This is a genomic window from Rhizobium sp. NLR8a, assembly GCF_019685235.1.
Lineage (GTDB): Bacteria > Pseudomonadota > Alphaproteobacteria > Rhizobiales > Rhizobiaceae > Rhizobium.
This window is the reverse complement of record NZ_JABDWI010000013.1, coordinates 1-11898: the sequence shown is the minus strand read 5'-3', so window position 1 is coordinate 11898 and position 11898 is coordinate 1. Positions and strand designations below refer to the sequence as shown.

Below are 11898 nucleotides of genomic sequence, written 5' to 3'. Positions count from 1 at the left end.
AACCTGCGGGTACCGCGAAGCTCTCCGGAATCGAGCGGCCCCAAACCGCTACGCGCTCCATCGCCCGGTATCATCAAGCAGTGTGCTCAGGCGAGCGATCCTCGCCTCAAGTTCCGGAAAGGCGGCGCGCCAATACTGGTAGACATTGATCAGATTGCGATAGGAGACCGGCAAATCCTGCGGGCTGAGGAAGCCGTTGGCGTGCGCATAATTCAGAATGTCTTCGTAAAAGATGATGGCGTAGATGAAGATCGGGTTCGTGGTATGGTTTGATTTGGAATTGGAATGTTGCCGGAAATAGGAAAGCGGGTGCGGATGGGCGACGAATGCGCCTTCCTTGGCGAGCTCCATCCAGCCTGAGAGATCAAGAAGGCCGCGGAAGATACCGTTTTCCGGTCTGAAAAGCCGGAACTCGCCGTTCTCATCGAAGCAGTCCGCCTTGCGCATCATCACGGTCGAATATTCGCCGATAAGGTTGAGGTGATGCATGGCTGTCAAGCGGATGAAATCCCGGCCTTCGATGACCTTTAAACCCTGGGCAACCTGGAAATGGTTGATCAGGTTGATGAAATTGTTCCTCTCGTCGATCACATGCCGCGGTGAAAAGGCAAGTTTCGTCCCTCTGCCGCGCGTTGCCTCCAGCGCTTCAAGAAGAAACTGCACGCAGAAAGGGCTAAGCACGTCGTCATCGAACAGAAATTTGATGTATTCGCCCTCGGCGAGACCGGCGAGCCTCATGATATTGGTGTATTCGCCGGGATGGGGATTGCGGCTATAAGTAATGAGGCTGGAATACCGTGAACAGATTGCCTCGATGGCGTCCGTCGGGCAATCGTCCGAGACGATGATCTCGACATCCGTATAGCTTTGCGCGATTGCACTCTTCAGGGTGAGTTCAAAGAAATCAGGCTTGTAGGCCGGTATACAGATCGACACGCGCGGCAAATGTTTCTCCCCTTGAAACGCTTTTCTCCAGCCTCAGCCGGCGAAAGCGGTGATCGCCTCGCCGGAGGACCGAAGCAGACGGCTTGCCATCACCATAGAACTCGGGCGTTACGCGAGGCTTGCGCGGAAGGACAGGCAAAATCGGCAAAAGACGCCGCGGATCTCGCCAGATAGATAAATGATTGCTGGGAGAAAGGTGGCACGCCCTCGGGCATTCGCAACTCCGCGTTCCACGAGCATTGGGCCTGCGCGGTGGACTCTCTGCGTTGCGTTCCCCGCTTGGCTGAATTCCCTAACGCGAAAACTGAATGATCTCGCCGTTGTACTGCGTGCGCGTGGTCTCGCGGAAACCGAGCTTGGCCGCGACCCGCAGCGAGGCGTAGTTCTCGGGACTGATGATGCAGCTCATCGGCTGTCCCGGAAAATGCGCCTCGGCCCAGCCGATCAGAGCCGTCAGCGCCTCTGTGGCATAACCGCGGCCGTGGGCTGCGGGCAACAGCGCCCAGCCGATCTCCATCGTTCCCTCGATCGACGGTTCCATATCGCGCCGGGCTTCGAGGAAACCAGCTTCGCCGATGAACCTGCCGCTTTCCTTTTCCACGATGGCCAGAAAGCCGAAACCCATATGGTGCCACATGCCGGCGATGCGCAGCATGCGGCTCCAGCTCTGCTCGCGCGTCGACGGCACGCCGGTAATGAAGCGAACGACAGTTTCATCCGCCCACAGCGCCGCATGCGCCTCGAAATCGTCGAGGCGGTGAGGGCGAAGCGTCAGCCGCTCCGTTTCTAGGGTGGGGATGTCGATCACGATAGGTCCTTGGGGAAATCGCGTTCAGGCGCCGGGCTCGCCGTCCCAATAGTCGAGATCGCCTTCAGTCTTTCCGATATGGCGGAAGCGCCCGGTTTCTGTCGCCTCCCTGTTGGTCTTGGCAAGGAACTTTCCGGAATCGGGATATTCGACGATTTCGGTTTTCGCCATCGTCGAAATGCCGAGATAGACGAGCGTGGTTGTGCCGGTATTGATAAGCTGATGCGCCGTTTCCGGCCCGCCCGCGGGTGCGCCGAGTACGTCGCCCGCCCGGACCGGATGGCGCTCGCTGCCGAAGCGGTATTCGCCGGTGCCTGCGATCACGTAGAACAACTCGTCTTCGACGTGGTGATTGTGGAAAGGGCAGCTCGATTTGCCGGATGGCACCTCATTGTAGCTGATGCCGAGGCCCGCAAGGCCGAGCAGCGCGCCGAACGAGACGTCGGCGCCTTCGTAGAACTCGCCCTGTTTCCAGTGGTCGAGCTTGAGATCAGCGATATTGATGATCGCTTTCGATTCCGCCGCCATGATGTCCTCCTGTTGCAGGAAGAGAAGCTATCATCTTGCCGGAAAATTCAATGGCAATCGCGCGCTGACCCGGGAAAATCCTCGGCATGGGCGGAGAGGAGAACGCCGCCCATGCTTCGAGCTTGCAACAGGTTGTGATCTCAGCGGACGTAGAAGGTCACGCTTCCGTCCGCCGCCTGTTCGGCGTTGACGATGTTGCGTACATCGACGCCCTCATTGTTCAGACGGTGTGCAAGCGATCTGTTGGCATGGATCGAGGCCTGGATTCCGTGTATCGCCTGGCCGGAACGTTCCGGGGCCGAGCGCGGACCTGTCGTCTCGTCGTCGAGATTGTGCCAGTTTCGGACCTGCTCGACATTGAAGTCATTGCCCCGGAAGGTCCTGAGCGTCTGCTCGATGCCCTGGGCGGAGTTCATTCTGAAGCTCTCGGCCCGACTGACGCCGGCAAAAGCGAGTGAGGAGAGGGCTGCGGCGATGGTTATTGTGACAACGCGGTTCATGATTTAATCCTTTCATCTGCTTTGACGGTCGGCTGTCGTGCAGGGGATCGTCTGCGTCACGAGATGGAATTGGCGTTGTCACTTTCGCGATTCAATGGGATAAGTACCTGAAAAAGAATTAAAAATTCTTCATGAAAACCGCCTTCGAATTGCCGTTTTCCACGCCCCCGGAAAAGCGGATTTCGAAGGCTTGGCAGGCTCGGCAGGGATGGTGCGGCTATCCCGCTGTCGATATTTCCTCTTTCGCTTTTGCAGCACTGGCCGAAAGTGCTTGCCATTCTGATGAAGGCATGTTTTGACCGCGGGCTGTCGAGTGGAAAAAGTCCCGCCAACCGAAGGTAAACAATGTCGAGAGAGACCGCTCCCCATATTTTGATCGTCGAGGCCCGCTTCTATGACGACATGGCCGACGCGCTGCTCGAAGGCGCGACCTTTGCGCTCGAACAAGCCGGCGCCACCTATGAGGTTGTCACCGTTCCCGGCGCGTTGGAAATTCCGGCAGCGATTGCCATGGCGCTCGATGGGGACGACAATGGCGGCACGCATTATGACGGCTATGTCGCTCTCGGCATGGTCATTCGCGGCGAGACCTATCATTTCGATATCGTATCGAACGAATCCTCGCGCGCGCTGATGGATCTCACGGTCAGCGAATCCCTTGCCATCGGCAACGGCATCCTGACCGTCGAAAATGACGAACAAGCTTGGGCGCGCGCCCGCCGTTCGGACAAGGACAAGGGCGGGTTTGCCGCCCGCGCGGCTCTGACGATGATCGCGCTGAAGCAGAAACTGGGTGCATAACGAATGAACGACGACAAGACGGAACGGCCGGTCAAGACTGCGAACCAGCGGGGCGCTGCCCGCCTGGCGGCCGTTCAGGCGCTTTATCAGATGGATGTCGGCGGCACCGGCGTTCTGGAAATCGTCGCCGAATACGAGGCGCACCGCCTCGGTCAGGAACTCGACGGCGCCACCTATCTGAAGGCCGATGCCGCCTGGTTCCGCTCCATCGTCTCCGGCGTCGTGCGTGATCAGGTTCGTCTCGACCCCCTGATTGCCGCGGCATTGCAGGATGATTGGGCGCTGTCGCGCCTCGATAGCACGGTGCGGGCCATCCTGCGTGCCGGCGTTTTCGAACTCCTCGATCGCAAGGACGTCCCGGTGGCGGTCATCGTCACCGAATATGTCGAGATCGCTCGAGCCTTTTTCGATGACGACGAGCCGAAGCTCGTTAATGCCGTGCTCGACCGCATCGCCAAGCAGGTCCGCGGCGAGGCGAAGAAGTAACTCTTTAGCCGCCGAACAATCTCCCTACGTCTTTCTTCGTACCGCAATGGTTTTCGGCCTTTGCGGGCTTGACGCCACGTGATCGACCACGCAATCTCCGCACCGCTTAGCTGTGCATTTCTGTGGAGAGGAAGGCGAGTCGGCGGCGTATCTGCCGGAGAAGGAGTGAGCTCCGGCCTATGGGAGGAAAGAGCGAAATGACCATTCTTTTATGCGTAATCGCATCCGGTCTGCTCTCGGTGGTCTATGCCGCCTGGGCAACCCGGTCGGTGCTTGCCGCCGATCAGGGCAACAGCCGGATGCAGGAGATCGCGGGCTACATCCGCGAGGGCGCCCAAGCCTACCTGACGCGTCAATATAGAACCATTGCGCTTGTCGGCGTCGTTGTTTTCATCGCAGCCTGGCTGCTTCTCTCCGCCACTGCCGCCGTCGGTTTCCTGATCGGCGCCGTTCTGTCAGGTGCTGCCGGTTTCATCGGCATGCACGTCTCCGTCCGCGCCAACGTGCGCACCGCCCAGGCGGCGTCCGCCAGCCTTTCCGCCGGTCTCGACATCGCCTTCAAGTCGGGCGCCATCACCGGCATGCTGGTGGCGGGCCTCGCGCTGCTCGGCGTCTCCATCTACTATACGATATTGACAGTCGGGCTCGGACACGAGAGCGGCTCGCGCGAAGTCATCGACGCGCTGGTGGCGCTCGGCTTCGGCGCCTCGCTGATCTCGATCTTCGCCCGTCTCGGGGGCGGCATCTTCACCAAGGGCGCCGATGTCGGCGGCGACCTCGTCGGCAAGGTGGAGGCCGGTATCCCCGAAGATGATCCGCGCAACCCGGCGACGATTGCCGATAACGTCGGCGACAATGTCGGCGACTGCGCCGGCATGGCGGCCGACCTGTTCGAGACCTATGCCGTCTCCGTCGTCGCCACCATGGTTCTCGCCGCGATCTTCTTTGCCGGCGCGCCGATCCTTCAATCAGCAATGGTCTATCCGCTGGCGATCTGCGCTGCCTGTATCATCACCTCGATCATCGGCACGTTCTTCGTCAAGCTCGGCTCGAACGGCTCGATCATGGGTGCGCTGTACAAGGGCCTCATCGTCACCGGCCTGCTGTCGATTGTCGGTCTCGGCGCCGCCACCTCGCTGACCGTCGGCTGGGGCTCGCTTGGCACGGTCGCCGGCGCCGACGTCACCGGTACCAACCTCTTCGTCTGCGGTCTCGTCGGCCTCGTCGTCACCGCGCTGATCGTCGTCATTACCGAATACTATACCGGCACCGGCAAACGCCCCGTCGTTTCGATCGCCCAGTCTTCGGTGACCGGTCACGGCACCAACGTCATCCAGGGCTTGGCAGTCTCGCTCGAATCGACCGCTCTGCCGGCCATAGTCATCGTCGGCGGTATTCTGGCCACCTATCAGCTCGGCGGCCTTTTCGGCACCGGTATCGCCGTCACCGCCATGCTCGGCCTCGCCGGTATGATCGTCGCCCTCGATGCCTTCGGTCCGGTCACCGACAATGCCGGCGGCATCGCCGAAATGTCCCATCTGCCGCCGGAAGTGCGCAAGTCGACCGACGCGCTCGACGCCGTCGGCAACACCACCAAAGCGGTCACCAAGGGCTACGCGATCGGTTCGGCCGGTCTCGGCGCACTGGTGCTTTTTGCCGCCTACGCCAACGACCTGCGGTATTTCGCGGCTCATGGCGACCAATATCCCTATTTCGCCAATATAGGCGAAATCTCGTTCGAGCTGTCGAACCCTTACGTCGTCGCCGGCCTGCTTTTCGGCGGCCTGATTCCCTATCTGTTCGGCGGCATCGCCATGACAGCCGTCGGCCGCGCCGCCGGCTCGATCGTCGAGGAGGTTCGCCGGCAGTTCAAGATGAAGCCCGGCATCATGCAAGGCACGGAAAAGCCGGATTACGGCAAGGCCGTCGACTTGCTGACCAAGGCCGCCATCCGCGAGATGATCGTGCCTTCGCTGCTGCCGGTGCTCGCCCCCGTCGTCGTATATTTCGGTGTGCTTCTTATCTCCGGCTCGAAGGCCTCGGCCTTTGCCGCCCTCGGCGCATCGCTGCTCGGCGTCATCATCAACGGTCTCTTCGTCGCCATCTCGATGACCTCGGGCGGCGGCGCCTGGGACAATGCCAAGAAGAGCTTCGAGGACGGATTCGTCGACAAGGACGGCGTGCGTCACATGAAGGGCTCGGATGCACACAAGGCCTCCGTCACCGGCGATACCGTCGGCGATCCCTACAAGGATACAGCCGGCCCCGCCGTCAACCCGGCAATCAAGATCACCAATATCGTCGCGCTGCTGTTGCTGGCCGTTCTCGCCGGTTGATGGTCCAAGCACCGCGGTGCGCCGCGGATGCTACCCCGAACATATAAAAACCCGCCGGAGCGATCCGGCGGGTTTTTGTTGGAAATCTGTCCGATCAGCGCAGGCTGCTCGGATTTTGCGGCGTGCCGCCGGCGCCGCCGCCGAACAGGCTGCGGGCAGCACTTGCTGCGCTGCCGCCGGAGAGCATCTGCTGCAGGAAGGTGAGTTCCTTGCCGCCGGTCGGCGTGACGCGCGAGACCGTATCGAAGACCTTGCCGTCCTGCAGTGTGTAGTTGGCGCGGCGGGTGACGACGCCGTCCTTGTCGAAATAGATGGCCAGAACGGTCTGGTCGACGACCTTCAGCTTCTGGAAGGCGACGGCGCGCGTGCGCCGCTGTGAAATATAATAGAAGACCTCGCCGTCGAAGGTCGCCGTCGTCGATGGCGTGCCGAGCGAGAGCAGGACCTGTTCGCGGCTGGAACCTTCCGGAACGAGATTGAGCGACTGCTGATCGACGACATAGCCGCCGTTGAGCACGGTGCCGGTCTGGCAGCCTGAAAGAGCTGATGTGGAGGCGATTATGAAGGCAATGGCCGCGCTGCTGAAGAATTTCATGTCAGACTTGAAATACCGTTTCTTCAACGACATCTACTCCCTTGGGTGTCGATAGCAGCCATTTTGTGCCTTGCACGCTTTCCTCCTGCAAAACCATTGTGGCCATTCCGGGTCGAGTTTCCCGAATTCGCTTCGCTGGCGGCTCGAAGGCGTCGTCCCGAAGCAGGCCACGAACGGCATTGCAATTCGCGCCTGCTTCGGTAAACCAGCTTTCGAAATCATGCAACAAGGCCGGACGCTAGCCGGCGTGAAGAATGAGGCATTTCCGGAAAAAACAATGATCCTCGGGCTCTTCCGCAAGAAAAACAACAATCAGGCGATCGTCGACAGGCAATATGCGACGCTGACCGCAGCCGCGCGCATGCCCGATCTCTACGAGCAGCTCGATGTACCGGATACGGTCATGGGCCGCTTCGAAATGCTGTCGATCGTGATGATTCTGTTTTTTCGCCGCACGCGCGCCTCGGCCGTCAGCGGCCAGGAGATTGCTCAGGAGATCGTCGATGCCTTCTTTCAGGACATCGACTATTCGATCCGCGAGCTCGGCATCGGCGACAACAGCGTGCCGAAACGCATGAAGAAGCTCGCGGGCATGTTCTATGGCCGGCTCGAAACCTATTCGAAGGCGATGGACGCCGGCGACGCCGAGGCGCTGGCGCTTGCATTGATGCGCAATATCCACCCGGAAACCGAGACACCGGCGGATATGTCCGGCCTGGCCAGCTGGATGATGGCCGCAGAATCCCATCTGTCCGCCGTTCCGGAGGAGCTGATCGCCAGCGGTTCGGCAACGCTGCCGCCGGTCGCCTGAAGGAGGAAACGATGAAGAACGATCGGGACGATGTTCCCTTCTCCTATCGCGTCAAGGTCGGCCACATCTCGGCCAATCCCGTCGAGGTTCATATCGAGGCCGATGCCAGCGAGTTGAAGGCGCTTGCCGAGGCCTGGAGCGTTGTCTCCGTCGACGATCTCAGCGCCGATCTGCAGATCGCCCGCTGGAAACGCGACGGCGTGCGTGTCAAGGGCCGCGTACAGGCGAAGATCGTCCAGTCCTGCGTCGTGACGCTGGAACCGGTCGAAGCCGTGATCGACGAAAGTTTCGAGCAGATCTTCGTGCCCGAGGGTTCCAAGCTTGCCCGCCAGCCCGGCAACGACGCCGGCGAGATGCTGCTCGATCCCGACGGTCCCGACCTGCCCGAGGCCTTTGTCGGCGACACGATCGATGCCGGCGAGGTGGTTGCCGAATTCGCCGCGCTCGCCATTGATCCCTATCCCCGCAAGGAGGGTGTCGAGTTCAAGGGCCATATCGAGGATAGCGGCGAGAACGATAAAAAGCCCTCCGCTTTCGCGGTCCTCAAGGACTGGAAAAAGGACTGAAGCACCTCTGGCATTTGACATAATTCAGTTGTATGCGACGCCAAAACCGGTATTTTGGCCGAAATTTCGCCCCTCGGCGAAAAGAAGGATCAGGGACGCGTGATCAGAATATCTCTCGACCTCATGGGTGGCGACTTTGGTCCCCAGGTTGTCATCCCCGGCGCCGCCAAGGCGCTGGACCGGCATCCGGATATTTCCTTCGTTTTCTACGGTCTTAAGGAACAGTGCGATTCCGTTCTCGCCAAGTTCCCGAAACTCAAGGAAAAATCAGTCTTTCACGACTGTGAGCTTGCTGTCAGCATGGAAGAGAAGCCGAGCCAGGCGCTGCGCCGCGGCCGCTATGTCTCGACCATGTGGCGCTCGATCGAGGCGGTGAAGACGGGCGATGCCGATGTCGCCGTTTCGGCCGGCAATACCGGCGCACTGATGGCGATGGCGAAATTCTGTCTTCGCACGATGGCCAATATCGAGCGCCCGGCGATCGCGGCGATCTGGCCGACGCTGAAGGGCGAGAGCATCGTGCTCGATGTCGGTGCGACGATCGGCGCCGATGCACAGCAACTGATGGATTTTGCCCTGATGGGCGGCGCCATGGCGCGCGCGCTTTTCGAGATCGAACGCCCGACGATCGGTCTTCTGAACGTTGGTGTCGAAGAGGTGAAAGGCCAGGAAGAGGTCAAGGAGGCCGGCCGGCTGTTGCGGGAGGCGAATATCGATTCGCTCGAATATTCCGGCTTCGTCGAGGGTAACGACCTCGGCAAGGGCACGGTCGACGTCGTGGTCACCGAAGGCTTCTCTGGCAATATCGCGCTGAAGACGGCCGAAGGCACCGCAAAGCAGATCGCCGAATATCTGCGTGCCGCCATGTCGCGCACACTGCTCGCCCGTATCGGCTATCTCTTCGCCAAGAGCGCCTTCGATATGCTTCGTGAGAAGCTCGACCCAAGCAAGGTCAATGGCGGCGTGTTTCTCGGCCTGAACGGCATCGTCATCAAGAGCCACGGCGGGGCGAATGCCGAAGGCATCGCCGCTGCCATCGAGGTCGGCTACGACATGGCTAAGAACGGCCTCAATCAGAAAATAGAAAACGATCTTAAGAAATATCATGCCAAGCGGCTGCCTCCCATTGGCCCGGAAGCGGCATGAGCTATGGGGTTCAATCGAATATGATCCGTTCAGTGGTTCGCGGGTTCGGAGCCGCACTTCCGAAACGCGTGATGACCAACAGTGATATGGAGGCTATCGTCGATACGTCGGACGAATGGATCGTCCAGCGCACCGGCATCCGCCAGCGTTACGTGGCCGGCGACGACGAGACGACGGCCTCGCTTGGCGAAGCCGCCGCGCGTGCGGCGCTTGCCAATGGCGGCCTGACGCCTGCCGATATCGATCTTATCATCTGCGCCACCTCGACGCCGGACAACACCTTTCCGGCCACCTCGGTCAACATCCAGAACCGTCTCGGCATGAGCCACGGCTTTGCCTTCGACGTCCAGGCCGTCTGCACCGGCTTCGTCTATGCGGTCACGACCGCCGACGCCTATATCCGCGGCGGCCTTGCAAAGCGCGTTCTCGTCATCGGTGCCGAGACTTTTTCGCGCATTCTCGACTGGAACGATCGCACCACCTGCGTGCTTTTCGGCGATGGCGCCGGCGCGATCGTGCTCGAGGCGGCAGAAGGTGAGGGCACGTCTGCCGATCGCGGCGTGCTGACCGCGCATCTGCGCTCCGACGGTTCGCACAAGGACAAGCTTTATGTCGATGGTGGACCGTCGACGACGGGCAGCGTCGGCAAGCTGCGTATGGAAGGCCGCGAAGTCTTCAAATATGCCGTCGGCATGATCACCGATGTCATTCAGGCCGCTTTCGATTCGACCGGGACAACGGCCGAAGACCTCGACTGGCTGGTGCCGCACCAGGCCAATCGACGCATCATCGACGGTTCGGCGAAGAAACTGAACATCGATGCGGACAAGGTCGTCGTCACCGTCGACCTGCACGGCAATACCTCGGCCGCCTCGATCCCGCTCGCGCTTGCGACCGCCGCCGGCGACGGCCGGATCAAAAAGGGCGACCTCGTGATGCTCGAAGCGATGGGCGGCGGCTTCACCTGGGGCGCTGTTCTGCTGCGCTGGTAAGCACGAATCCTAAAAAACTGGCGGCGAACAAGAGCTTGACCGTGAGGCGCAAGACAAATACTCTTCGTTCGCTTTCAAAAAATATTTTGTAATGGGCGGGGAAACCATGACCGGAAAAACAGTGACGCGAGCAGACCTGGCGGAATCCGTTTTCCGCAAGGTTGGTCTTTCCCGGACCGAATCCGCTGAACTTGTGGAAACCGTCATCGACGAAATCTGCAATGCCATTGTGCGTGGCGAAACCGTCAAGCTTTCCTCCTTCGCCACCTTCCAGGTTCGCGATAAGAACGAGCGGATCGGCCGCAATCCGAAGACCGGCGAGGAGGTTCCGATCTCTCCGCGCCGGGTGATGACTTTCAAGGCTTCGAACGTGCTGAAGACGCGCATCCTCAAGGCGCATGTCGCCCGCAAGATCAAGCTGAAGCCGCAGAATCCGGCTCCCTGAGATCAGCCTTCCTCCTCTTGGAGCGGTGTTTTTTCTCGCACTGGTCGATCCCCTGTGCGCAACGTCGAGACATGACTTGAATTGTCGACGCCAAACCTTTGAAATATGGTGAGTCGCTGTTGGATCGAGCCTGCGAGGTTGCGTAGCATATGACGTTGGACAAGAGCCCCGATGCCTTTCGCACCATCAGCGAAGTCGCAGACGATCTTGATCTGCCGCAGCATGTGCTGCGCTTTTGGGAGACACGGTTTCCCCAGATAAAGCCGATGAAACGAGGTGGCGGCCGTCGCTACTACCGGCCGGAGGACGTCGACCTCCTCAAGGGCATCCGGCATTTGCTCTATGATCACGGCTATACGATCAAGGGCGTGCAGAAGCTTCTGAAGACCAACGGCAACAAGTTCGTCATCTCGGTCGGCCACGGTGATCTCGCCAGCGTCGAGGCGCTTGCCTCGGGTGCGCAGGAGATGGGCGCCGGGGAACCGCGTGTCGGCATGGCGGAGGAGGATCAGATTGTCGGCCGCGCCAAGCCGCCGATCACCCGCCGGTTCTTCAATTTCGTCGCCGGCGACGACGAGCAGCCGGAGGTCTCGATCGGCAAATCGAGCGTCGGCAAGGAAGACAGGGCGCTGCTTCAGGAGGCGCTCTACGACCTCCTGGAATGCAAACGTCTGCTCGATCAGGTCCGCTGATTATGGAGAGCCTTTCCGGGTTAGATTGAAGCATTCTGTTGGCTCAAACGGAGTCGGATGGTCGACCGGCCGGCGCGTGTCGTAGCCCGTCTCTACGGCCAAGCCGGCCGGTCGAGCAGGCGGCCCGTTTCAGCCAACCCTCCCGCAGATTTGCCTGGCAAATCTGCAAGACTTTGGAATCGCCGGACGCACTTGTCGCTTCGCCCACGGCGAAGCGGTGCGGCCGGTGGGCCGGGCATGCTTCCGC

General features: G+C 60.4%; 15 protein-coding genes. 10 read left to right on the top strand and 5 right to left on the bottom strand.

Annotation, left to right across the window (positions count from 1 at the left end; translation table 11 throughout):
- Window positions 1-48 precede the first annotated feature (48 nt).
- The 4 genes from HJC04_RS23680 to HJC04_RS23665 form a co-directional block, all read right to left on the bottom strand.
- Entirely contained in the window at window positions 49-945 is an 897-nt protein-coding gene (locus HJC04_RS23680; RefSeq protein WP_210628356.1) for a glycosyltransferase, read from the bottom strand.
- Between the two features lie 292 nt (window positions 946-1237).
- Window positions 1238-1753, bottom strand: coding sequence for a GNAT family N-acetyltransferase (locus HJC04_RS23675; RefSeq protein WP_221147277.1), 516 nt, complete (start codon window positions 1751-1753; stop codon window positions 1238-1240).
- Between the two features lie 24 nt (window positions 1754-1777).
- Window positions 1778-2281 (bottom strand): cupin domain-containing protein, encoded by a 504-nt coding sequence (locus tag HJC04_RS23670; RefSeq protein ID WP_221147276.1) that lies wholly within the window; start codon window positions 2279-2281, stop codon window positions 1778-1780.
- Between the two features lie 140 nt (window positions 2282-2421).
- Window positions 2422-2781, bottom strand: coding sequence for a hypothetical protein (locus HJC04_RS23665; RefSeq protein ID WP_210628353.1), 360 nt, complete (start codon window positions 2779-2781; stop codon window positions 2422-2424).
- A gap of 131 nt (window positions 2782-2912) precedes the next feature.
- On the opposite strand from HJC04_RS23665, the gene HJC04_RS23660 reads away from it, so the two are divergent.
- The 4 genes from HJC04_RS23660 to HJC04_RS23645 all read left to right on the top strand — a co-directional run bounded on the left by HJC04_RS23660 (window position 2913) and on the right by HJC04_RS23645 (window position 6404).
- Window positions 2913-3080: a hypothetical protein gene (locus tag HJC04_RS23660; RefSeq protein WP_221147275.1), complete on the top strand. Its 168-nt coding sequence runs from the start codon at window positions 2913-2915 to the stop codon at window positions 3078-3080.
- A gap of 46 nt (window positions 3081-3126) precedes the next feature.
- Window positions 3127-3582 carry a 6,7-dimethyl-8-ribityllumazine synthase gene (locus HJC04_RS23655; RefSeq protein ID WP_221147274.1) on the top strand — a complete coding sequence of 152 codons (456 nt, stop codon included), beginning with the start codon at window positions 3127-3129 and terminating at the stop codon, window positions 3580-3582.
- 3 nt (window positions 3583-3585) lie between these two features.
- Complete coding sequence (gene nusB, locus HJC04_RS23650; RefSeq protein ID WP_064706868.1) at window positions 3586-4068, top strand: transcription antitermination factor NusB; 483 nt, start codon at window positions 3586-3588, stop codon at window positions 4066-4068.
- Between the two features lie 197 nt (window positions 4069-4265).
- A complete protein-coding gene (locus HJC04_RS23645) occupies window positions 4266-6404 on the top strand; it encodes a sodium-translocating pyrophosphatase (protein WP_210628351.1) in 2139 nt (712 codons plus the stop codon).
- Window positions 6405-6498: 94 nt separating this feature from the next.
- Here the strand turns inward: HJC04_RS23645 and HJC04_RS23640 are convergent, their stop codons facing one another.
- Window positions 6499-7032, bottom strand: a complete 534-nt coding sequence (locus HJC04_RS23640) for an outer membrane protein assembly factor BamE (protein WP_210628350.1) — start codon at window positions 7030-7032, stop codon at window positions 6499-6501.
- A 187-nt stretch (window positions 7033-7219) separates the two neighbouring features.
- On the opposite strand from HJC04_RS23640, the gene HJC04_RS23635 reads away from it, so the two are divergent.
- The 6 genes from HJC04_RS23635 (at window position 7220) to HJC04_RS23610 (ending at window position 11651) form a co-directional block, all read left to right on the top strand.
- Entirely contained in the window at window positions 7220-7810 is a 591-nt protein-coding gene (locus HJC04_RS23635; protein ID WP_221147273.1) for a ubiquinol-cytochrome C chaperone family protein, read from the top strand.
- An 11-nt stretch (window positions 7811-7821) separates the two neighbouring features.
- Complete coding sequence (locus HJC04_RS23630; protein WP_210628348.1) at window positions 7822-8376, top strand: DUF177 domain-containing protein; 555 nt, start codon at window positions 7822-7824, stop codon at window positions 8374-8376.
- 99 nt (window positions 8377-8475) lie between these two features.
- Window positions 8476-9522 carry a phosphate acyltransferase PlsX gene (plsX, locus tag HJC04_RS23625; protein WP_210628347.1) on the top strand — a complete coding sequence of 349 codons (1047 nt, stop codon included), beginning with the start codon at window positions 8476-8478 and terminating at the stop codon, window positions 9520-9522.
- 20 nt (window positions 9523-9542) lie between these two features.
- Entirely contained in the window at window positions 9543-10514 is a 972-nt protein-coding gene (locus HJC04_RS23620) for a beta-ketoacyl-ACP synthase III (protein WP_210631655.1), read from the top strand.
- Between the two features lie 106 nt (window positions 10515-10620).
- Window positions 10621-10959, top strand: a complete 339-nt coding sequence (locus tag HJC04_RS23615; RefSeq protein ID WP_047616420.1) for an integration host factor subunit alpha — start codon at window positions 10621-10623, stop codon at window positions 10957-10959.
- A 149-nt stretch (window positions 10960-11108) separates the two neighbouring features.
- The gene (locus HJC04_RS23610; protein ID WP_207608344.1) at window positions 11109-11651 is read left to right on the top strand and encodes a MerR family transcriptional regulator; all 543 of its coding nucleotides are present in this window, start codon (window positions 11109-11111) and stop codon (window positions 11649-11651) included.
- Window positions 11652-11898 lie beyond the last annotated feature (247 nt).

Bases quoted from the DNA above. Each gene is read 5' to 3' on its own strand.
- HJC04_RS23610 (WP_207608344.1), top strand. From the start codon at position 11,109: ATGACGTTGGACAAGAGCCCCGATGCCTTTCGCACCATCAGCGAAGTC.
- HJC04_RS23615 (WP_047616420.1), top strand. From the start codon at position 10,621: ATGACCGGAAAAACAGTGACGCGAGCAGACCTGGCGGAATCCGTTTTC.
- HJC04_RS23640 (WP_210628350.1), bottom strand. From the start codon at position 7,032: ATGTCGTTGAAGAAACGGTATTTCAAGTCTGACATGAAATTCTTCAGC.
- HJC04_RS23645 (WP_210628351.1), top strand. From the start codon at position 4,266: ATGACCATTCTTTTATGCGTAATCGCATCCGGTCTGCTCTCGGTGGTC.
- nusB (WP_064706868.1), top strand. From the start codon at position 3,586: ATGAACGACGACAAGACGGAACGGCCGGTCAAGACTGCGAACCAGCGG.
- HJC04_RS23660 (WP_221147275.1), top strand. From the start codon at position 2,913: ATGAAAACCGCCTTCGAATTGCCGTTTTCCACGCCCCCGGAAAAGCGG.
- HJC04_RS23655 (WP_221147274.1), top strand. From the start codon at position 3,127: ATGTCGAGAGAGACCGCTCCCCATATTTTGATCGTCGAGGCCCGCTTC.
- HJC04_RS23635 (WP_221147273.1), top strand. From the start codon at position 7,220: ATGCAACAAGGCCGGACGCTAGCCGGCGTGAAGAATGAGGCATTTCCG.
- HJC04_RS23670 (WP_221147276.1), bottom strand. From the start codon at position 2,281: ATGGCGGCGGAATCGAAAGCGATCATCAATATCGCTGATCTCAAGCTC.
- HJC04_RS23620 (WP_210631655.1), top strand. From the start codon at position 9,543: ATGATCCGTTCAGTGGTTCGCGGGTTCGGAGCCGCACTTCCGAAACGC.
- HJC04_RS23665 (WP_210628353.1), bottom strand. From the start codon at position 2,781: ATGAACCGCGTTGTCACAATAACCATCGCCGCAGCCCTCTCCTCACTC.
- HJC04_RS23630 (WP_210628348.1), top strand. From the start codon at position 7,822: ATGAAGAACGATCGGGACGATGTTCCCTTCTCCTATCGCGTCAAGGTC.